This is a genomic window from Paenibacillus sp. W2I17 (genome assembly GCF_030815985.1).
In the GTDB taxonomy this organism is placed as follows: domain Bacteria; phylum Bacillota; class Bacilli; order Paenibacillales; family Paenibacillaceae; genus Paenibacillus.
In genome coordinates, this window is sequence record NZ_JAUSXM010000001.1 from 368,078 (window position 1) to 389,635 (window position 21,558).

Consider the following 21,558-nt stretch of genomic DNA (forward strand, 5'->3'; position numbering starts at 1 on the left):
GAATGATGGATTTGTCCGCCTACCGTGACATCTTTATCGAAGAACTGAATGATCAACTGGAACGTATGGATCAGTCTTTACTGGCATTGGAGCTTTCGCCTTCTGTAGAACTGGTTCAGACGCTGTTTCGGGCAGCCCACACCATCAAGGGATCGGCATCCACAATGGATTTCCGTGAATTAAGCGACCTCACGCATGAAGTGGAGTATGCCCTTGAATGGGTCCGGGAGAAAAAACCTGAAATGACTTCGGAGCTGATTGATACGTTGTTCCGCTCTTTGGACGCCATGAAGGTGCTTCGTGATCAGTACATCCGTGGGGAAGCCTATGCAGACTTTCGAGCGGTAGTACAAGAAATAAAGGATTTAATTCAGACCCCGGCAGTAGTCGGGCAACTTAAAACACCTCAATTGCAACCAGCAGAGTCGATTATGGCACAGGTAGCTATTGTGTCAGGCAAGCAGTTATTGTCCATTCATGTTGTGCTGGAGCAGAAGTGCATGATGAAAGCGGCCAGATATCATATTTTACGACAACGTATTGAGGACATCTGTGGTACGGTTGTCGCTACTTCGCTTATGGAGAGCCAACCGGGCGCGCAGAATGAAGATGATCATTATGGTCAGTTCATCATCATCGTAGCAACGTCGAAGGACCCACAGCAGCTTAAGGCAGAGCTGTCTTCAGACTCGGATATTCATATGCTGGAGATTGAACCATATCTGTTGGAATCCAATGAGGTTGCAGCGACTTCTGCACCACTTGAATTAATCTCTGAAACAGTGCAAACGAAACAAAACTTGCCTACCGTGAATACAACTGGCCCGGATGAGAAATTGAAAGCTGCTCAACCTACAGTTCGTGTGAGTGTTGAACGTCTGGACCATTTGATGAATTTGGTCGGTGAACTGTTAATTGATCAGACATCCCTTGCAGATCTGAGTGGATCGGGTGCGCGTAAGGAGTCTTCAACACTCATCCGGAGCATTAGTGGTGTATCCGATCATATGGGCAGGGTGATTAAGGAACTCCAAGAAGGTGTAATGAAGACACGGATGTTACCCATTGATCAACTATTCAGTCGCTTCCCGAGATTGGTTCGTGACCTATCACAGAAGCTGGGTAAGGATCTGGAACTGGTTATTCAGGGTGGAGAGACTGAGCTTGACCGGATGATTATTGAAGAATTGAGTGACCCGCTGATCCATCTCATCCGCAACAGTGCTGACCATGGCATTGAAAGTGCAGAGGTTCGGGCGGAGAACGATAAGCCGTCCAAAGGACGTATTACATTAACTTCGTTTCATGAAGAAAATCATGTTGTCATTCGTTATTCGGATGATGGCAAAGGCATCGATGGTGAGAAGATCAAAGCTTCCGCCTTGGGCAAAGGTATCATTAGTGAGGAACAGGCTGCACGCCTAACAACACAGGAAGCTGTCCATCTTATATTTGAGCCCGGTTTCTCCACAGCTTCTTCAGTCAGTGAAGTATCGGGGCGCGGCGTTGGAATGGATATCGTGCGTAGCCAGATCGGGCGGCTTAACGGCATCATTGATATTGATACGGAGGTTGGTGTGGGCACCACGTTCACGATTCGTCTACCACTCACACTGGCGATTATTAAAGGTCTGTTAGTCAAAGTATCGGGTCGTGTTCTGATCTTGCCGATGTATAATGTTGCTGAGATTGTTCGAATTTCACCTGAAGATATTCAGATGATCCAGGGGCAACAAGCGATCCTGAATCATGGACGAATTGTACCTTTTCACCGACTGTGCGACAGGCTCAACTATCCACGAACGGACCGTAAATCCAAAATCATTCCTTTGGTGATCGTGCGTTCCGTTGATAAAATTGCAGCATACGCAGTAGATGAGATTATAGGAAATCAGGAAGTCGTTATTAAGACGCTCGGTACGTATCTGGGAGCGATGAACCATCTTTCTGGCGCAACGATTCTCGGTAATGGTAAGGTTGCCCTTATATTGGACGCGTCCTATTTGGTGAGTCTTTAATCGTTAGATAAACACAAACATTATGCAGGCCAAAGAGCCTCATCATCCATAACTGGACGGTGGGGCTCTTTGTTGTACCTTTTGAGATTGTGACCACTCAGGATTTGAAAATGAGATCCATAAACCGGTTGGCAGCCAGAGAAATCGGCATATTGCGTTTGGTCATAATCCCCACATGGGAAGGGGGGAGCGGGACATCCAGCTGAATTTCGAAGAGAGAACCTTCCTCCAGCTCTTTGGAGATGAACTCACGTGTGACATAGGAAATTCCCAGTCCTCGACGCGCAAACTCAATCAACAGATCAACGCTACCAACCTCAATCTCAGGTTTCAACGTGTAATTATAGCTGTTAAACAACTCGGTTATAGCCATCCGAACACGGCTGTTCCGGGAGAAGAGGATCAGTTGATGCTCCAGAAGCATCTCAAGTGTCATGACTTTACCCTTCAACTGAGCATAACGTTCCCCAGCTACAAAACAGTCCTTCAACTGAATACTTTCCTTGACTTCTAGCTGTGGATCAACAATGGGCATCCGAACAACACCAAGATCGATCTTGCCTTCTTTCAGAAAGGTAATCACTTCCGGCGTGGTTCCATGACTCAGATGTAGCTTGATGTTAGGGTACAAGGTGTGGAATTCCTCTAGATACGCCAGCATGTAATGCTTGAACAGGGAGTCACTGCCACCAATCCGGAGTTCACCATTGTCGAGATTCTTCAATGCGGCCATTTTTTCTTCCGCAAGTGAGATCAGAATCTGGGATTGTTCAATATAGGAGTATAGACTGGCACCTTCCTGTGTCAACGCTACACCCTTGGAATTTCGATAAAACAAGGTGAGACCAAAGCTCTCTTCCAATTGCTTAATGGCATGACTGACGCTGGGTTGAGTGATATACAGTGCTTTCGCAGCCTGTGTCAAACTTCCCGTTTTGGCGGCCCAATAAAAGACTTTATATAGTTCGTAATTTGTTGTCATAGATGTGGTCTATAGCTCCTGTGAAATATATTAATTACTTGTATAGCTATAAAACGTATTATAGTGTAACTACAACAAAGAAACCAGAGTTACTTGGAAGGAGAACGGTGAGATGGAACCAACTACCATTGTTTTATTTGGTGCTACTGGCGATTTAGCCAAAAGAAAAATATATCCTGCCTTATATAACTTATATCTTGAGCAGAAGCTTCCTGAAACCTTCTCATTGATTGGTCTGGGGCGTAGAGAGTGGTCTGATGAATTCTTTCAGGCACAAGTGGAAAAATCATTAAATGAATTTTCCAGACGCCAAGCTGATCCTGAAGTTGTGAAGTCATTTGTGAAAGCTTTCCGCTACAGTGTATTGAATATAAGCCATAAGGAAGATTATATAAAGCTGTTGGGATTAGTTGAACAAAGAGAAGCTGAGCTTGGCATTCCGTCCAATCGCTTGTTTTATCTCTCGGTTGGTCCGGAATTCTTCGAACCGATTGCCGAGAACATTCAAGAAAGTGGGCTGGGTTCCACAGAGGGCTGGAAACGTCTCGTCATCGAGAAGCCATTTGGTCACGATCTACAGTCCGCCAGAGACCTTAATCGCAAATTAAGCGAATCGTTCACGGAGGAAGAGATTTATCGGATTGACCACTATTTGGGCAAACCGATGGTACAGCGTCTGGAGACGTTGCATCAGAGTAACCCAATCATGAAGGCGTTATGGAACAACCGTTACATCTCCAATGTGCAAATTACGGCGAATGAGACTGTAGGTGTCGAAGAACGTGCATCCTATTATGATCATGTTGGTGCAGTGCGAGACATGTTCCAGAATCATATGTTGCAATTGCTCATGATGATGGCGATTCAGCTTCCATACAACAGTACTTCCGAAAAAGTTGGATTGAAGAAAAAACACATTATGGAATCGATCCAGCCGTTACAAAAACAAACTGTGGGCGCAAACATCATCCGTGGACAGTATGCAGAAGGCAACATTCAAGGTAAACTGGTAAATGCTTATACTGCTGAACCGGGTGTAGCCGAGAATACGATGAATGACACATTCATTGCTGCCAAATTGCAAATTGATGATTTCTTCTGGCGTGGTGTTCCGTTTTACATTCGCACGGGTAAAAGAATGAAGGAGAAATCAACACGTATCGTGATTGAATTCAAAGAACCTTCAGGACAGACAAATGTGCTGAAAAACAAGGGTTCCAAGCCAAACCTGCTCGTCATTGAGATGAGTCCGGATCAGAGCATGACATTGCAACTGAATGCAAGTGACCCTGAGAATAAAGGTGAATTCAAACCGGTTCACATCGATCTTTCTCCGGATAAAGGTGACCTTGCGGAAGCTTACGAGAATCTGATTCGTGATGCTTTGCTGGGTGATCCAACATTCTTTGCCCACTGGGATGAAGTAGAATTGTCATGGGCATGGGTGCAGCCAATTCTGGATGCATTCCAGGAAAATCTGTTGCCACTTCACCTGTATCCTGCGGGTAGCTATGGACCGGCTGGATCAGATGTTATGCTTGAAGAAGAAGGTCACCACTGGTGGTTTGATGAGCCGGCGGATCAGGAGTCTGTAGTTACAAATAGCATACCCTTGGCGGTTAATGCGAATCTCTAAACCAAAATAAAAAATATATCTGGAGGTAATTTAATCATGAAATTTTTTATCGATACAGCTAACGTGGAAGATATCCAAAAAGCATACAAAATCGGCGTATTGTCTGGTGTAACAACAAACCCATCTTTGGTAGCCAAAGAAGGCGTGAAATTCGAAGATCGTATTGAAGAAATCTTGCGTTTGGTACCTGAAGTGGAGTCCGTTTCTGCGGAAGTGACACCAGATGCCCTTACTGCTGAAGAAATGATCGCGCAAGCAGACGAATTGATCAAAATTAACAACAGCGACAAAAACATTACGATCAAATTGCCAATGACACTTGCAGGACTTGAAGCTTGCCGTTACTTGACCAAAAAAGGCGTGAAAACCAACGTAACGTTGATCTTCACTGTGAATCAGGCGCTTCTGGCTGCTCGTGCTGGTGCGACATATGTATCCCCATTCCTGGGACGTCTTGATGATATCTCCGAAGATGGCGTACAATTGGTTGCCAAAGTTGCTGAATTATTCCGTACACATAACCTGGATGCACAGATTATTGCTGCTTCTGTAAGACATCCGGATCACGTTACACGTGTTGCGATGGCTGGAGCACATATTGCTACTGTTCCATTCTCCGTCATTGAACAGATCTCCAAACACCCGCTGACAGATCAAGGTATGGACAAATTTGCAGCGGACTGGAAAAAAACAGTACAATAATCTATAACCATTCATTCGTTTTAACTTACTATATAAATAATGGAGTATTGGGAGGACATAATGAGTAAAAAACAGATTGGGTGTTATTGGATTGGCAGTAATGGGTAAAAACCTAGCTTTGAATATTGAAAGCAAAGGTTTCTCGGTATCGGTATTTAACCGTTCCCCGGAAAAAACGAACGATCTTCTGAAAGAAGCAGAAGGTAAAAACCTGACAGGTGCGTTCACTATTGAAGAATTCGTGGAATCCCTGGAGTCACCGCGTAAAATTCTGATCATGGTGCAAGCAGGTAAAGCAACAGATGCAACGATCGAGCAACTGCTTCCTCATCTGGATCAAGGCGACATTATTATCGATGGAGGTAATGCTTACTTCCCTGACACACAACGTCGCAGTAAAGAACTGGAAGAAAAAGGTTTCCGCTTCATCGGAGCAGGTGTATCCGGTGGTGAAGAAGGCGCCCTGAAAGGCCCGGCAATCATGCCAGGTGGACAGGAAAGTGCTTATCAGTTGGTAGAACCGATCCTGACAGCGATCTCCGCTAAAGTTGGCGATGACGCTTGCAGCACATACATCGGACCAGACGGTGCTGGACACTATGTGAAAATGGTGCATAACGGTATCGAGTACGGAGATATGCAGTTGATTGGTGAAGCTTATCACTTGCTCAAATCCGTATTGAACGTTTCCGTTGAAGAGTTGCATGAGATCTTCACCGAGTGGAATCAAGGGGAGCTGGACAGCTACCTGATCGAAATCACTGCAGATATCTTCTCCAAATACGATCCAGAAACAGGCAAACCAATGGTTGACGTTATTCTGGACGCGGCTGGACAAAAAGGAACAGGTAAATGGACAAGCCAAAGTGCGCTGGATCTCGGCGTTCCATTGTCCATGATTACGGAATCCGTATTCTCCCGTTTCCTCTCTGCGATGAAGGACGAGCGTGTAGCAGCTAGCAAAATCCTGAGTGGACCAGCAACTGAAGCATTCTCTGGCGACAAAAAAGCGTTCATTGAGAACGTACGTAAAGCATTGTTTGCAAGTAAAATCGTATCCTATGCACAAGGATTTGCACAAATGCGTGCAGCTTCCGATGAATATGGCTGGGATCTGAAATACGGTAACATTGCCATGATCTTCCGTGGCGGCTGCATCATCCGTTCGCAGTTCTTGCAAAACATTAAAGAAGCATATGACAAAGATGCAGAACTCAAAAACCTGCTCTTGGATCCTTACTTCCAAAACATCGTTGAATCTTATCAAGGCGCATGGCGTGAAGTTATAGCGGCTGCTGTTAAACAAGGTATTCCGGTACCTGGATTCTCCAGCGCACTGTCTTACTACGACAGCTACCGTACAGAGCGTCTGCCAGCAAACCTGCTGCAAGCACAACGTGACTACTTCGGTGCTCACACATTCAAACGTGTGGACAAAGAAGGTTCATTCCACTTCCAGTGGATGGACACAAACGAGTAATTTTAATTCCGAAAATATAGCATTCCTGCAGTTGTCCTTGAATTTAGCTATTCAGGGCAGCTGCGGGAATGCTTTTTCTCGTTTTGGTTCGAATTTGAATATCATCAAATTGTAATAAAATGTACGAATCTGGGTTTGGCAAACAGATGATCTGACTCATCAACTACGTTATACTTGTCAGACGGACCTGTGTCCGTGATGAAAATTCAGAATACAACTTATTGACGTGGAGGTTAGACCGGGCATGTTTGTATTAGCAGGTATATTGTTTTTGGTCGTATACGGTTTATTAGTGTTCTACATAGGCTGGAGCGGTTGGAGTTGGATGAAACCAGTTGTGTCCGCCAGATTTCGATGGTTCTATATTATAGCGCTTGTATTCCTTGCCGTTTCCTTCATTTTGGCACGGGTATTTGGAAGCATCTCGTTCCTCGGTATTATCGGTTCTTACTGGCTGGCAATCTTCTCGTTGTTATTGTTGATCCTGCCCGTCGTTCACCTCACGATGTGGTTGCTGAGATTAACCCGTATTCCAAGACATCACACACAGAAATGGGCGGGAGTCGTAACGCTGGTGTTATTAGTGTCCACATTAGGTTATGGAATTTTTAACGCTTACAGCCCGGTAGTCAGAACATATAATATCCAGATTGATAAAAAAGTAGAAGGTGTAGACAAGCTCAACATTGTCATGGCTGCCGATATGCACTTTGGACTTCTGTCTGGCCCTGCACATGCCAAACGCATGGTGGAGGAGATTAATGCTTTGAAGCCAGACCTGGTGCTGTATCCTGGAGATATTATTGATGACAATCTGGATATGTACCTCAATAGCGGAATTGCCGATATTATCAGTGATATCCAGGCCCCATACGGTGTTTATGCTTCTCTCGGGAATCACGATAAGTTCGATGGTCCGATTGAAGATCTGATTGCTGCGCTGGAGAAGAGCAACATGCAAGTTCTGTACGATGACAAGATCGTTCTGGATAACAAGATCACCCTCATTGGTCGGAAAGATCGCACAGAGAAGGATCGTGCAGAAGTAGCTACTTTAATGCAAGGTACTGACTTGAACCAACCGGTACTTATGATGGATCACCAGCCGTATGATCTGGATATTGCGGAGCAGAACAATGTAGATCTGGTCGTATCCGGTCACACCCACCGTGGACAGATTGCGCCGGCTCAGTTCATCACACAAGCGATCTACGAGAATGATTGGGGTTATCTGCAAAAGGGCTCTATGCACTCCATCGTAACCTCAGGATTTGGCTTCTGGGGACCTCCAATTCGTACAAGCAGCCGTTCGGAGATTGTACAGATTAATGTGACGTTCCAGCAATGATGAAAGGCCCTTCGAGAGAAGGGCCTTTTAATAACTATAGTTTTACCATTTTCTTGGATTTGAAGTTCCATTCGTAGACTTCCCCTGTGTACATGTGTATGTAGTAAAGGCCATAAGTTACTTCATGTGTTTCTCTGTCAGAGTATGAACGCATTACATAATAATCTCCGTCTTTTGGTTCCTCATCAACAGTTAGACTATACATTTCGATTTCTTTTTTTATTTTTTTATATAACAGTTCAAACGCTTGAGTTACTGTTAATTTAATTTGTGGTTGTTTGCCGATGTACAGATTGTTTGACTTTAAAGCTACGTTCTCACCGAGTGCAGTACTTATACTTCTAACTGGTACATATGTAGTGTTGTTATAGGTTATTGCATTAGTTGTCAACTTCTTTGTTCCGTCTACATAAATATTTACTTTCTGTAGTAAAGCTTTTATTGGCGTTCCTGATGCTGCATAAGCTGTAACTCCTGTAAGCATTGATCCAATTGTGATACCAATGAGTAATCCTTTTACTTTGTCCCTCACGAATAAATCCCCTTTATCTAAAATTACTTCCTACAATTAAATCATTTCTCTATTTAAGGTGAAAAATCCTTCAAAACATTTACTTTAGTTATAATCTCATTCAATTCAAGCGATGAGTCGTTGGGAATATTTCGTTTGAATCTGCTCCAAAATGTGAATACTAAAGCATATGCACCCTTAAACGTGGAAGCTTAGGGAAAAGACTCATGTAAGGGAATGAAGTGGAATAGCAATAGTAGTATTTTTGGGTTGACACCGTTTTCAGGTTATGATAAATTATATCCGAGGCTTGTTACCGGTAATGCGGGCAAAACCACTATGGAAATGATTTTATTATTTCTGTTTTGGTTTTGCCCTTTTTTATTCCTCAAAAAAAACCAGGTGGGTCCATAATGATTATTAAACAGATATTTAATAACAATATTGTCAGTACCGTGGATGACAAAAATCAGGAACTACTGATCCTCGGCCGGGGTATCGGATTTAAGTTCAAAGCAGGCGATGAGATTGATGAAGAGCGGATTGAGAAGGTATTTCGTCTTCAGGATGCATCGATCTATGAGAAATTCAAATCCATCGTAGCTGAAGTGCCGATTGAGATTCTGCAGGCAACAGATGATATTGTGACACTGGCACGAACGCAATTGAACAAAACCATCAGTGACGGGATCTATGTCTCCCTGTCTGATCACATTCACTTTGCTGTTCAGCGCTTGGAAAAAGGAATGATTACTCGTAATCCACTTTCTTGGGAAGTTCAGCACTTCTATAAGGCGGAGTATGATGTAGCCAGAGAAGCACTGACCTTGCTGAAGGAAAGACTGGATATTGAGTTTCCCAAAGATGAAATCTGTAATATTGCATTACATTTCATCAATGCGGAAGTCAATGATTCCATGAACGATGTCACCCATCTGATGCAGCTGTTGCAGGAGATCATGAATATCATCAAATATCACTTCAACGTCGAATTGGATGAAGATAGCGTCAATTATTTCCGCTTCATCACCCATTTGAAATATTTCTGTCAGCGTGTCATTACCCATTCTTCACATGATGATGCTGAGGAGTATTTATATGAAGTGGTTCGGAAAAACTATCCGGAGACATTTAAATGTATTGGCAAGATCGAGACTTTTATCCATAAGAACTATCAATATGACATGACTCACTCTGAGCAGTTATATCTAACGCTCCATCTGGAACGTTTGATGAAAACCAAGCGGGACGAAAAGTCCACGCAATAGAATCAAATTACAACTGGATATCCTATGGGCTTGTTACTGTTCAATCAGGCAATACCCGAATGAGATGGCGCCATCCATATGCGCTAGATTCGTTCGGGTATTTTTTATTGGAAAAATGAGGAGGAAAACATCATGAAACATCAGGAAACGGCGCAGGAAATCATTAAAGCCGTTGGGGGAACAAACAATATTAACTCAGTTTATCACTGCGTCACACGTTTGCGCTTTGATCTGAAAGACAACGAGAAAGTTGATAACGGCTCACTTAAGAAACTGGATAAGGTCATGGGAACGAATATTTCCGGCGACCAATTCCAAGTCATTATCGGTAATGATGTGGCAAAAGTGTTCGATGCCATGGTGAAGGAAAATCCGGCAATCCAGCAAACTACAGAAAAGAAAGAGCCAAAGTCGGATAAAAAACAAAATGTCGTGCTGAAAATTTTTGAAACAATCGCAGGTGTCTTTGCCCCGATGCTTCCAGCGATTACTGCGGCAGGTATGCTCAAAGGATTACTTGCACTATTCGTGTCCGTAGGTTGGATGTCTGCCGGAACGGATACGTATCGTATTCTTTCAGCCATCGGTGACGGCGTATTCCATTACCTGCCTTTACTGATTGCAGTCAGCGCTGCTCGTAAATTCGGCAGTAACCCGTTTGTTGCGATCGCACTAGGTACAGCACTCATGTATCCAGACATGACAGCATTGTTATCTAGCGGTGAATCTGTTGGATTCTTGGGAATCCCGGTTACGGCTGTAAGTTATGCTTCATCGGTTATCCCGATTCTTCTTGCAGTATGGTTGATGTCCTATGTTGAGAAATGGGTTGACCGTGTTATCCCTGCTGCACTCAAGCTGCTGCTTGTGCCGCTGATTACCTTACTTGTTATGGTTCCGGTAACGCTGATTGCGATCGGTCCATTGGGTACATTTGTAGGTAGCGGATTGTCTGGCGGTATCAACTGGCTGCTGAATGAAGGCGGATTGATTGCAGGTATTGTTCTTGGCGGCGCGATGGCGCTCATTATTATGATAGGAATGCACTATGCACTTGTGCCGATCATCCTGAGTAATATCGCTACACTGGGCTTTGATAAATTCTTGCCATTAACCTTTATCTCCAATATGGGTCAGGCTGGTGCAACACTCGGCGTATTCTTCCGGGCAAAAGATAAAAAACTCAAAACCGTGGCATTGTCAACGAGCTTCACCGCACTCATGGGTGTAACGGAGCCGGCTATGTACGGGGTTAACATGAAATACAAAAAACCATTTGCCGCAGCCATGATTGGTAGTGCAGTAGGTGGCGGATTCGCCCTTGCTTTTGGCGCAAAAGCGTATGTACTTGCGGGTAACGGTGGTCTCCCAGGACTTCCTTCCCTGATTGGACAGACCTTCTGGTATTCCTTTGGGGGTATGATTTTGGCCTTTATCGTGGGTGCAATCATGTCTACGATATTTGGTATCAAAGAAGAAGAAGGAGACGCAGAGGCGTTAGCTCAATTCTCACCGGGTGCTTCTACAGCTCCAGCGAAAGTAACTTCCAATGACGCTGCAACCGTAAATGTAGACGACATGGGCGATCCAACACCAACGAGTGATGCAGTAGCTGTTGCACCGATGACAGGTAAATCCATCCCGCTCAAAGAAGTCAACGATCCAACATTTGGTGATGAATTGATGGGTAAAGGTGTGGCATTTGTTCCAACGGTGGGCGAATTGGTATCTCCAGTGACAGGTACCATCATGAATGTGTTCAAAACAAAACATGCGATCGTTGTCCGCAGTGATAACGGAATGGAATTGTTGATTCATGTTGGAATTAACACGGTGAAGCTGCGTGGACAGTATTTTGATGCACATGTTGCTACAGGAGCACGTGTACAGGCTGGAGACAAGTTGCTCACATTTGAACTGGCCGAGATTGCAAAAGAATACGACATCACAACCGCTATGGTTGTTACCAATACGGCTGATTACAAGCAGGTTTTACCTGTGAAATTGGGCGAAATCACGATGGGTGAAGACGTCTTGAAAGCTGAGATCTAAACTGTCCGTCTTAGGACTAACAATATCAACAAAAGAAGGAGAGATACGAATGATTAATCGACAAGGGTTTCCGGAAGGATTTCTATGGGGCGGCGCTATTGCCGCCAACCAGGCTGAAGGTGGATTCGACGCTGGCGGCAAAGGATGGTCGACGGCCGACATGGTTCCTTATTTTGAGAAAAAGGACTACACCAACCTTAGAGAACTGATGCATGTTACCAGTGCAACGGTTGAGAAAGCAATGGCACATCATAGTGCGGAAGGTTATCCGAAGCGTTACGGGATTGATTTTTACCACCGTTTCAAAGAAGATATTGCGCTCTTCGCAGAGCTGGGCTTCAAGACATTCCGTCTGTCCATCAACTGGCCGCGTATTTTCCCGAATGGTTATGATGCCGAGCCAAATGAAGAGGGACTGCGTTTCTATGACGAAGTGTTCGATGAACTCCGGAAATACGATATCGAACCACTTGTAACCCTCTCGCATTATGAGATGCCTATGGCACTTGTCCTCAAATATAACGGCTGGGCTGGTCGCGAAGTGATTGGACATTTTGTGAGATATGCGGAAACGGTGATGACCCGATACAAGGACAAAGTAAAATACTGGTTGACGTTTAACGAGATTAACACAACGATTATTGAACCGTTCACAGGCGGCGGTATTATTGAAGACCGAGTTGAGAACACGATGCAGGCTTCTTATCAGGCACTTCATCATCAATTTGTAGCCAGCAGCCTGGTGACTGAGAAAGCACGTCAGATTAACCCGAACTTCCAGATCGGATGTATGCTTGCGCGTATGATTCACTACCCGGCGACGTCGAAGCCAGAGGATGTGCTGCAAGCACAGATCGATAATCAGCTGAACCTGCTGCATACAGATGTACAAGTTCGTGGTAGTTATCCAACGTTTATGGCTCGGTACTGGGCAGAGAACGGGATTACGATTGCAATGGAACCGGGGGACGAGCAGATCCTGCGTGAGCACACGGTTGATTTCATCTCGTTCAGTTATTACACATCCTTGGTGTCCGCAGTGAACCCAGAGGAATATGGAGTAACTGGAGGCAACCTCTACAGTACGATCAAGAACCCGAATCTGGAGCGTACGGAATGGGGCTGGCAGCTTGACCCGATCGGTCTGCGTGTGGCATTGAAAGAGCTGTATGACCGATATCAACTGCCATTGTTTGTTGTAGAGAACGGCCTTGGCGCCAAAGATACCGTTGAAGCAGACGGTTCCATCAACGATGATTATCGTATTGATTATCTGAGAAAACATATCACACAAATGAAAGAAGCCGTTATGGATGGTGTGGACCTGATGGGATATACCAACTGGGGAGCGATTGATATCATCAGTGCATCCACTTCGGAAATGTCCAAACGTTATGGCGTGATCTACGTGGATCAGGATGACAACGGACAAGGCACATTGAATCGTTATAAGAAAAAGAGCTTTGGCTGGTACCAAAAAGTCATTGCCTCGAATGGCGAGAACTTGGAATAGATTAATCTATAAAGGCACTCCGGGCGTAGCTGGTATTACGGCGCCGGGGCGCCTTTTTTATATGATCAGGTAGAATTCTCATCAAAGCTATTGGTATTTCAAGGTAAAAAAGATGACTACATAACATACTGGATGGTATACTGTGATCGTATTGGGGGAGGGATAACCATGAAGAAGCCTATTATTGCTGTAGATATGGATGACACGATATGTCATCTGGTCAAGCGGGCTATATATCACAACAACCTCAACTTCCCGACCCATCCGTTGCGCTATGAGGATATGATTCATTGGGATACGTCCCATTTGCGTCATCCAGAGAGCACGCATGATGTATTTTATGGTCGGCCGGGTCTGTTCGAGGAATTGGAATTATACGACGAGTATGTAGTAGATGAGATGCGAAAGCTGAACGATGCTTATGATGTCATAGTCGTAACGGCAGCAGAACCAAGAACAGTCGTTGAGAAGTGGAACTGGCTCCAGCAGCACATGCCTTTTATAACCGCAGAACAGTTTATTACATGCAAAAGAAAAAACTTGCTTGGTTTCGATCTGCTCATTGATGATGGAGCACATAACCTGATTCCAGCGCATGAGGACGGCAAAAAGGTCATTTGTATCCCACATCCGTGGAATATACAGGAGCGTGAGCGATACAACTTTCCGTTGATGTCTTCATGGAAAGAGGCCAAGGCTTACATAGATGAAGTGTTACAGGTTGTCGGTGTCTGAAAGTAAATCTTATTGTCCAGAGTGCTGTGCTCTGGATTTTTTGCGATAGGCGAGAGGTGTTTCGCCTGTTATTTTTTTGAATGCAGCATAGAATGAATCCATATCCCGATATCCAATCAGCTCTGCAATCAGACTGACTTTGTGCTGTGAACTCTTTAGAAGTTCGCAGCTTTTTTGTATACGCAGGTGTTGCAGGTGGCTACTAAAGGTCTGTCCAGTATGCCGAAGAAACATTCGTCCAATTTGCTTCTCGCTCCAGCCCGATATACGGACCAGATCAGACATCCGAATACGATTGCTTACGTGTTGTTTGAGATAATGAAGAATGTAATCAAAACCGGTGGAATGATTCTCTTCATCATGTTCCTTTTGATAAAGTTGTCTGTAGGTCATCAATACCAACTGGCTTACCAAGGTGTATAACATGGTAGACGAACCGATTCCCGGAACGGAGGATTCACGGTACAGCTTCACCATTAGTTCTTCAATCCGGTCGTTGTGATCCACAACGGATATATAAGGAACCTGATTTTGTTCCAGATCCATCAGATGTTGAATGATTTCTTTTTCCTGAATGATTGCTGTCAGCGTGTGGATCAATTCAGCATTAAATAAGCAATTATATAGAATTAACGGATGCTCGGTTACGTTGGTGCTCACAGGACGGAAGACATGAGGAACGCCGACAGGAATGACAAACAGCATCCCCTTTGTCACCGGAATGACATCTTCACCGATATGATGAAATCCCTTTCCTTCGGCAACATAGCTATACTCAATAAAATCATGTGCGTGAAAAGGAAGCACAAAATCTTCAGAGCAACGATTGACAAAAAGTTGTAGATGATTATGCAGGAAGTATTCACTTTTCATGAGTTGTACAGATGAATTCACAATTAACCTCCTCGCACAGATGGCTGAATCACCGGATGAAATAGTCTGGATTACCGGGTATTTAGGGCAACAGGATCGATATAATTATATCGTAACCCCGAATGGGAAGCCAAGATGGAAAGGACGATCTGCTAATGTTCAACGTTAGTCACCTTCGCTGTGAGTATAGAATCAATCCGATAGGCCTTGATGTCAAATCACCGCGTTTAAGCTGGCAGCTGCAATCCGATCGTCGGAACTGCATGCAATCCGCTTACCAGATTCAGCTGTCATTGACGGAAGATTTTGATGGAATTGCATGGGATTCTGGCGAGATAAGTACGGATCAATCCATACATGTGGAATTAAACCATTTTCAGCCTTCTCCGCGAACGCGATACTATTACCGGATTCAGGCATGGGATGATGCAGGAAATGATTCAGGCTGGTCCGAATCGGCTTATTTCGAGATGGGACTTATGGATAGTCATAACAAGTGGCAAGCAGAATGGATCACAGCTCAACCATCAGATGATGGAGATACGTCATGCCCGCGTATGCGCAAACAGTTTAATGTGAAACAAGCGATTACGTCTGCCAGAATATATGTAACAGCACTTGGATTATACGAGTTGCATATGAACAACACAAGAGTAGGAGAAGATTATTTTACACCTGGCTGGACCTCTTATCGTAAGCGATTACAATATCAAACTTATGATGTTACCCACCTGCTTCAGGATGGACAGAATACTTTAGGTGCTAATCTGGGAGATGGTTGGTACCGAGGGTATCTTGGCTGGAACAAAGAACGGGAGATATTTGGTTCAACGTCCGCATTGCTGCTGGAACTGCATATGAAATACGCAGATGGATCAGAGGAATGTATTCTATCCAACGGGGATTGGACGGCTGCTCCAAGTGCCATTCGTATGTCGGACATCTATATGGGGGAGACGTATGATGCACAAATGGAGTCCGATTGGTCGGATTCATCTCAGACGAATTGGTCACCCGTGAACGTACTGGAGCATCCGAAAGATATCATCGTTGCGCAGGAGAATGTACCCGTCACCCAAGTCGAACAGCTACAGCCAATCGCTTTGTTAACAACCCGACAGGGAGATCGTGTAATAGACATGGGGCAGAATATGGTGGGATGGGTGAGATTCAGCATTCAAGGTGAGGCAGGTCAGACGGTTGAGCTGCACCATGCTGAGATATTGGATCATGAAGGCAACTTCTACACCGATAATCTTCGCGCCGCCAAGCAGTGTATTCGCTACACTTGCAAGGGGGATGGCGTGGAAACTTTTGAACCGCATTTTACGTTCCAAGGGTTCCGCTATGTGAAGCTGGTTGGCTTTCCGGAACACGTTTGTCTGGATGAATTCACCGGAATAGTGCTGCACTCGAATATGGAGCAAACAGGTCAGTTCTCATGCTCCAGTCCGCTGGTAAACCAACTGCATCACAATATATTGTGGGGGCAAAAGGGGAATTTCCTGGATGTGCCGACAGACTGTCCACAGAGGGATGAACGGCTCGGATGGACCGGGGATGCACAGATGTTTGTCCGAACGTCCTCCTACCTGATGAATACGGCTCCCTTCTTCACCAAATGGCTGCGGGATCTGGAAGCGGATCAGGGAGAAGATGGCGGTATTCCATTCTTCGTTCCGGATCTGAGAAGTTCCACCTCAGAAGGGTGGGGAGACACCAGTCATTCCTCCGCCGCTTGGGGGGATGCAGCAGTCATCTGTCCTTGGACCATCTATGAGATGTATGGGGATGCCAGATTACTGGCCGAACAATATGAGAGTATGAAACAGTGGATCGAGTATATTCACGTGCAGGGTGACAATCCGTACCTGTGGAACACGGGATTCCACTTTGGCGATTGGCTGGGACTGGACTCCAAGCCTGATAGTTATGTTGGCGCAACGGACACGGATTATGTGGCAACAGCATTCTATGCCTATTCGGTGTCGTTAACTCAAAAGGCAGCTGAGGCACTTGGAAAGACAGATGATGCTGAATATTACAAGCAGCTGCATACAAACATTGTTCATGCGTTTCGCAATGAATTCGTGACTCCAGCCGGCAAAATTGCTGTTCCTACGCAAACAGCACATGTTCTTGCGCTCCAATTTGACCTACTGGACGCCACTGCTCGAACTCGTGCTGTTGGACAATTGGCAAAACTCGTGAAAGAGGCGGGCAATCATCTTACTACAGGTTTCGTGGGCACACCTTATCTGAATCCGGTATTGAGTGATGCAGGTCTTCACGACCTGGCATATACATTACTTTTTCAAGAGGATTATCCGTCCTGGTTATATCAGGTGACTCAAGGCGCAACGACCGTCTGGGAACATTGGGATGGGATCAAAGAGGATGGCAGTCTCTGGAGTGCTGGTATGAACTCATTTAACCACTATGCGTACGGAGCGATTGGAGAATGGTTGTATCGTTATGTTGCCGGCATTCGGTCCGATGAACATCAGCCAGGATTCCGAATGGTGCATATCGAGCCGCAACCCGGACCTGGACTGGATTGGGTAGAAGCGAGTCTGGAGACGATGTATGGTCAAGTTGCTTCAAGCTGGAACCGGCTGGCGGAGGGTGAAATGGAGATTCGGGTGCATATTCCCGCCAACACGAGAGGTACGGTACGTCTTCCTGGAGCAGGTGCACAGATCGTTCTGGAGCAAGGGAAACCGTTGGATCAGTTGGATCAGATGAGTGGAGTTCAGGATATTCAAAACATTGGAGACGATGTTGAAGTCACACTTGGATCTGGGAGTTACCAATTCACTTACAAAGACACAGATGCTAAGAAGGATCAGGATGTTCAGGAGGCTACATTGACAGAGTCTGTATAATGATAGAATAAGCGGGAAGAGGTACACTTGAAGAGGATCTGCACACGCAGGTCCTTTTTGGAACTTGTCTGAGAGTGAATTTGTAGTATTTGAACAATGAAAGGAGCATGGCCATGGCAAAACCTGCATTCAAAGATGCGCCTTTGCGCCGCGAAATAGAGGATTTGGCTAAGCAACAGAATCACCATACATTGGCCTGTTGGGCTGCGGAGTGTGCGGCACGTGTCTTGTATATATTTGAGAAGAAGACGGAGGATCTCCGCGCCAGTAATGCGATTGCCGCAGGAAGAGGTTGGATCCGTGGAGAGATTGCCATGGTTGATGTTCGAAAGGCGGCTTTTGCAGCTCATGCTGCTGCAAGGGAAGCCGACAATGTCGCTGCCTCTGCTGCATCTCGTGCGGCGGGACACGCAGCTGCAACGGCCCATGTCAAAGGCCATGCGGTGCATGCCGCAACGTATGCAGTGAAAGCTATCTTTTATGACTGTTTGATAGAAGAGCAAGAACGTCGTGTCCTGGAAGAGAGAATGTGGCAATATCAATATCTGTTGGGAGGATGTAATGATCATGGGGAAAGAACACGTTAGATTAATTAAACCATCACTGTCGTACAAGGAAGCATATTTGGCATTTTATGAAGACTGGGTCAGAAGTGGAGAATTGATGGTACCTTGGGTCATTTCCAAAGATCCTTATGCGTTCGATGAGATGTTGGCGTTTTTGCAGCGCAATGAACAAGGGATTGACATCCCGGAGGGCTGGGTCAAAGACAGTACATACTGGCTGGTCACGGAGAGTCAACAAATCGTGGGTGCCGTCAATATAAGGCACGAGCTTAACGACAAATTGTTCAACAGTGGAGGGCATATTGGATATGGTATTCGTCCAGGAGAGCGGCAAAGTGGCTATGGTTCCGAAATTCTCAGGCTTTCTTTGGAGAAAACGAGAGAGCTTGGAATCACCAAAGTATTGATCGTATGCGATGCGGTTAATGAGCCTTCCAGAAGGGTTATCCTTCGAAATGGTGGCATTCGGGATGAAGACTATGTGGAGTCCAATGGCAACGTTGTTGAACGATTCTGGATAGAGAATGTCGAATAATGCAGAATAATGGTGTAATATAACGAAAATAATATGGATTATGATTGTATTACCCTCGTGTGCTGATTAAAATGAAGCATAGAATCTGGATTGCGGCCGGAAACTATCATCCCATATCAGGCACAAGTGAGGTTATCTTTATGAATCAACCGTTTAATCGGCCCCGGCGAATTGAGTATCTGGATCTCTATCGTGCTTTTGCCATCATGGCAGTGGTAGCTATTCATGCAACTTCAACAGCAGTTGCGCATTACCCCAAGCATACATTAGATCATGATGTGTATTATTTCTGGAACACGTTTTTGCAATTTGCCGTTCCAGCGTTTCTGTTCCTGTCCTCCCTGGTCTTGTTCTATAACTACAGCTCCAAGGTGAATGAGAAGGGTTGGATGCTCGCTTTTTATAAGAAGCGCTTATTTAATGTATTTGTACCTTATTTGGTGTGGTCCCTTATCTACTTTGCCATTAAACAGTTGATTGAGGGCAAAGAACCTTTGACCCATGGTGTTCAATTTGCCAAACAATTAGTGATGGGAACCGCTCATACGCACTTGTACTTTTTTCTGATTATTCTTCAATTCTATATCGTTTTTCCATGGCTTCTGTCCCTTACACGCCATCGTTTGTTTAATCGTTATTTGCCATTATTCTTTATTGCTGGCCAAGCGATCTTCTATGCACTACATTTGCAGTTTCACTTCGAACGGACAGGAAGTTTGTTACCCAGTTATCTGATCGTGATTGGATTTGGCGCATGGGTTGGGTTGAACTTTGAGTGGGCATTGAACAAACTGTATTCTCACCGTTATGTGCTCATAGCTGCGTTGTTAGGTGGAGGTGCCATTTTTATATATGGCAATGCTTATATCAAAACCACTTTTGCTGCATACCCGGTTATTACCTATACCGTGCTGTTCCTGTTCCGTAATCTGTTTACCTTGTCAGCCTGCCTGCTTCTACTGATCTTTAGTGAACGAATCGGCACGGGAAAACTTACCGAGGTTCGTAAAGCTACGCGTATTCTGGACTCCTTGGGTACAGTTGCGTTCGGTGTGTTTTTAATGCACCCACTTGTACTGCTCTTCTGGAGACGTGAATTCACAGATGAACTGGCTCGCCACTTTAGTGTGGGCATCATACTATCTTATATTGTGGCACTCCTGATCTCATGGATCTGCGCGATGGGATTGCGCCGGATGAAGTGGGGATGGGTACTGATTGGACGTTAAGTTAAAATAAATATATTTAATTAAAGATAAGAGTTTTCAAGCCCTCACGCGTTGAGGGAATCACTTGAAACCTCTTTTTTATTTGCCCTAAAGAAGTTATTATAGAATTTAATGTCCATAAAATTGAATTAATGGAATGAACACTACCTTGTCAGGAGTGATCGAAAATGAAATTAGTGATTATTTTTGGTCCGCAGGCTGTGGGCAAAATGACGGTTGGGCAAGAACTTGAGAAGATAACAAAGCTTAAATTGTTTCATAACCATATGACCATTGAATTGGTGTCTCCTTATTTCAGCTATGGTACACCACAAGGCAAACGACTGGTTAATCTGTTCCGTCAGGAGATTTTTGAAGAAGTGGCGAAGAGTGATTTGCCGGGTCTGATTTTTACTTTTGTATGGGCGTTTGATTTGGCGAAAGACGGAGAGTACATTCGCCAGATCAGTGAGTTATTCGAATCTAATGGAGGACAGGTCTGTTATGTGGAACTGGAAGCTGATGCATCGGAAAGACTGGAGCGTAACAAGAGTCCGCATCGACTGCTGCATAAGCCAACAAAGCGAGACATCGCGTGGTCTGAGCGAGATTTGCTTGATACGATGAAGCTATATCGATTGAATTCGGAACCGGGAGAAATCACACATGAACACTACATACGGATTGATAACACACACAAGAGTTCGGATGAGGTGGCAAAGTTAATTCAGGAACGATTTAATTTATAATCTGAGAAACGTCTATCTGAGCAAAGTAGATACTTTATATGAGAGGGGTATTACATCATGTACTTTGTTTTATTTTTGCTCATAGGACTTGTTTTATGTTATCTGATCCCATTTGGTCCAATAGTGGCCGGGGGCATTATTTTTGCACTTGTTGTAGACCAATACCGTCAGACGATACATATGCGTGAAGATATCCGAGACATCAAGAATCATCTGGGGTTAATGAACAAAGGCGAGGCGCAAGAGTACGAGTTAGATAAAGAATACACTCAAGTTGATCGTTTGGATTCAGAAGAGATGAACATGATTAATCGAAGAATTGAAGCGGAACTGGAGAGAGAAAGCAAAAACAATAAACCGTGAGTTCCTGTAAAATAATTCTTGATTTGCTCACTCCTGTGAGTATATTTACCTAGATCGGGAGTCATGTTAATACGAGATTAACTTTTTGTTGCACTGTGTAGAAATTTGTAATATTATGAAGGAAGCGCGTACAA

18 protein-coding genes are annotated in these 21,558 nt (G+C 44.6%); 15 read left to right on the plus strand and 3 right to left on the minus strand.

Going from position 1 to position 21,558, the window contains the following annotated elements; all coding sequences use genetic code 11:
• Positions 1-2: 2 nt before the first annotated feature.
• Entirely contained in the window at positions 3-2,018 is a 2,016-nt protein-coding gene (locus tag QF041_RS01785) for a chemotaxis protein CheA (protein WP_307411180.1), read from the plus strand.
• Between the two features lie 97 nt (positions 2,019-2,115).
• On the opposite strand, the gene QF041_RS01790 is transcribed toward QF041_RS01785, so the two are convergent.
• Positions 2,116-3,000, minus strand: coding sequence for a LysR family transcriptional regulator (locus QF041_RS01790; RefSeq protein WP_307411183.1), 885 nt, complete (start codon positions 2,998-3,000; stop codon positions 2,116-2,118).
• A gap of 112 nt (positions 3,001-3,112) precedes the next feature.
• Here QF041_RS01790 and zwf point away from each other — a divergent pair, with 112 nt between their 5' ends.
• From zwf to QF041_RS01810, 4 genes are all read left to right on the plus strand, one after another.
• The gene (gene zwf, locus QF041_RS01795; protein WP_307411185.1) at positions 3,113-4,636 is read left to right on the plus strand and encodes a glucose-6-phosphate dehydrogenase; all 1,524 of its coding nucleotides are present in this window, start codon (positions 3,113-3,115) and stop codon (positions 4,634-4,636) included.
• 36 nt (positions 4,637-4,672) lie between these two features.
• On the plus strand, positions 4,673-5,338 hold the full coding sequence (fsa, locus tag QF041_RS01800; protein ID WP_076210039.1) for a fructose-6-phosphate aldolase: 666 nt from the start codon (positions 4,673-4,675) through the stop codon (positions 5,336-5,338).
• A gap of 76 nt (positions 5,339-5,414) precedes the next feature.
• A complete protein-coding gene (gndA, locus tag QF041_RS01805) occupies positions 5,415-6,818 on the plus strand; it encodes an NADP-dependent phosphogluconate dehydrogenase (protein WP_307411188.1) in 1,404 nt (467 codons plus the stop codon).
• 244 nt (positions 6,819-7,062) lie between these two features.
• Complete coding sequence (locus QF041_RS01810; RefSeq protein ID WP_307411191.1) at positions 7,063-8,166, plus strand: metallophosphoesterase; 1,104 nt, start codon at positions 7,063-7,065, stop codon at positions 8,164-8,166.
• 34 nt (positions 8,167-8,200) lie between these two features.
• Here the strand turns inward: QF041_RS01810 and QF041_RS01815 are convergent, their stop codons facing one another.
• Positions 8,201-8,698 (minus strand): stalk domain-containing protein, encoded by a 498-nt coding sequence (locus QF041_RS01815; protein WP_307411194.1) that lies wholly within the window; start codon positions 8,696-8,698, stop codon positions 8,201-8,203.
• Between the two features lie 392 nt (positions 8,699-9,090).
• Between QF041_RS01815 and licT the strand changes: the two genes are divergently transcribed.
• The 4 genes from licT to QF041_RS01835 all read left to right on the plus strand — a co-directional run bounded on the left by licT (position 9,091) and on the right by QF041_RS01835 (position 14,245).
• Positions 9,091-9,945, plus strand: a complete 855-nt coding sequence (gene licT, locus QF041_RS01820) for a BglG family transcription antiterminator LicT (RefSeq protein ID WP_036613466.1) — start codon at positions 9,091-9,093, stop codon at positions 9,943-9,945.
• 132 nt (positions 9,946-10,077) lie between these two features.
• A complete protein-coding gene (locus QF041_RS01825; RefSeq protein ID WP_307411198.1) occupies positions 10,078-11,997 on the plus strand; it encodes a beta-glucoside-specific PTS transporter subunit IIABC in 1,920 nt (639 codons plus the stop codon).
• A gap of 49 nt (positions 11,998-12,046) precedes the next feature.
• Complete coding sequence (locus QF041_RS01830) at positions 12,047-13,510, plus strand: glycoside hydrolase family 1 protein (RefSeq protein WP_150365525.1); 1,464 nt, start codon at positions 12,047-12,049, stop codon at positions 13,508-13,510.
• Positions 13,511-13,678: 168 nt separating this feature from the next.
• The gene (locus tag QF041_RS01835) at positions 13,679-14,245 is read left to right on the plus strand and encodes a 5' nucleotidase, NT5C type (RefSeq protein ID WP_036613472.1); all 567 of its coding nucleotides are present in this window, start codon (positions 13,679-13,681) and stop codon (positions 14,243-14,245) included.
• 9 nt (positions 14,246-14,254) lie between these two features.
• Here the strand turns inward: QF041_RS01835 and QF041_RS01840 are convergent, their stop codons facing one another.
• Positions 14,255-15,139 carry an AraC family transcriptional regulator gene (locus tag QF041_RS01840; RefSeq protein WP_307411202.1) on the minus strand — a complete coding sequence of 295 codons (885 nt, stop codon included), beginning with the start codon at positions 15,137-15,139 and terminating at the stop codon, positions 14,255-14,257.
• 134 nt (positions 15,140-15,273) lie between these two features.
• Here QF041_RS01840 and QF041_RS01845 point away from each other — a divergent pair, with 134 nt between their 5' ends.
• The 6 genes from QF041_RS01845 (at position 15,274) to QF041_RS01870 (ending at position 21,424) form a co-directional block, all read left to right on the plus strand.
• Complete coding sequence (locus QF041_RS01845) at positions 15,274-18,003, plus strand: alpha-L-rhamnosidase (protein ID WP_307411206.1); 2,730 nt, start codon at positions 15,274-15,276, stop codon at positions 18,001-18,003.
• 113 nt (positions 18,004-18,116) lie between these two features.
• A complete protein-coding gene (locus QF041_RS01850) occupies positions 18,117-18,590 on the plus strand; it encodes a putative immunity protein (protein WP_307411207.1) in 474 nt (157 codons plus the stop codon).
• Complete coding sequence (locus QF041_RS01855) at positions 18,565-19,104, plus strand: GNAT family N-acetyltransferase (protein ID WP_221820528.1); 540 nt, start codon at positions 18,565-18,567, stop codon at positions 19,102-19,104. Before QF041_RS01850 ends, QF041_RS01855 begins: the two co-directional genes overlap by 26 nt.
• Before the next feature lie 140 nt (positions 19,105-19,244).
• Entirely contained in the window at positions 19,245-20,333 is a 1,089-nt protein-coding gene (locus QF041_RS01860) for an acyltransferase (protein ID WP_307411212.1), read from the plus strand.
• A 167-nt stretch (positions 20,334-20,500) separates the two neighbouring features.
• Positions 20,501-21,061: a DEAD/DEAH box helicase family protein gene (locus QF041_RS01865; RefSeq protein ID WP_307411215.1), complete on the plus strand. Its 561-nt coding sequence runs from the start codon at positions 20,501-20,503 to the stop codon at positions 21,059-21,061.
• 57 nt (positions 21,062-21,118) lie between these two features.
• Entirely contained in the window at positions 21,119-21,424 is a 306-nt protein-coding gene (locus QF041_RS01870; protein WP_307411218.1) for a hypothetical protein, read from the plus strand.
• The last annotated feature ends 134 nt before the right edge of the window (positions 21,425-21,558 follow it).

Bases quoted from the DNA above. Each gene is read 5' to 3' on its own strand.
- QF041_RS01785 (WP_307411180.1), top strand. From the start codon at position 3: ATGATGGATTTGTCCGCCTACCGTGACATCTTTATCGAAGAACTGAAT.
- QF041_RS01790 (WP_307411183.1), bottom strand. From the start codon at position 3,000: ATGACAACAAATTACGAACTATATAAAGTCTTTTATTGGGCCGCCAAA.
- zwf (WP_307411185.1), top strand. From the start codon at position 3,113: ATGGAACCAACTACCATTGTTTTATTTGGTGCTACTGGCGATTTAGCC.
- fsa (WP_076210039.1), top strand. From the start codon at position 4,673: ATGAAATTTTTTATCGATACAGCTAACGTGGAAGATATCCAAAAAGCA.
- QF041_RS01810 (WP_307411191.1), top strand. From the start codon at position 7,063: ATGTTTGTATTAGCAGGTATATTGTTTTTGGTCGTATACGGTTTATTA.
- licT (WP_036613466.1), top strand. From the start codon at position 9,091: ATGATTATTAAACAGATATTTAATAACAATATTGTCAGTACCGTGGAT.
- QF041_RS01825 (WP_307411198.1), top strand. From the start codon at position 10,078: ATGAAACATCAGGAAACGGCGCAGGAAATCATTAAAGCCGTTGGGGGA.
- QF041_RS01830 (WP_150365525.1), top strand. From the start codon at position 12,047: ATGATTAATCGACAAGGGTTTCCGGAAGGATTTCTATGGGGCGGCGCT.
- QF041_RS01835 (WP_036613472.1), top strand. From the start codon at position 13,679: ATGAAGAAGCCTATTATTGCTGTAGATATGGATGACACGATATGTCAT.
- QF041_RS01845 (WP_307411206.1), top strand. From the start codon at position 15,274: ATGTTCAACGTTAGTCACCTTCGCTGTGAGTATAGAATCAATCCGATA.
- QF041_RS01850 (WP_307411207.1), top strand. From the start codon at position 18,117: ATGGCAAAACCTGCATTCAAAGATGCGCCTTTGCGCCGCGAAATAGAG.
- QF041_RS01855 (WP_221820528.1), top strand. From the start codon at position 18,565: ATGATCATGGGGAAAGAACACGTTAGATTAATTAAACCATCACTGTCG.
- QF041_RS01860 (WP_307411212.1), top strand. From the start codon at position 19,245: ATGAATCAACCGTTTAATCGGCCCCGGCGAATTGAGTATCTGGATCTC.
- QF041_RS01865 (WP_307411215.1), top strand. From the start codon at position 20,501: ATGAAATTAGTGATTATTTTTGGTCCGCAGGCTGTGGGCAAAATGACG.
- QF041_RS01870 (WP_307411218.1), top strand. From the start codon at position 21,119: ATGTACTTTGTTTTATTTTTGCTCATAGGACTTGTTTTATGTTATCTG.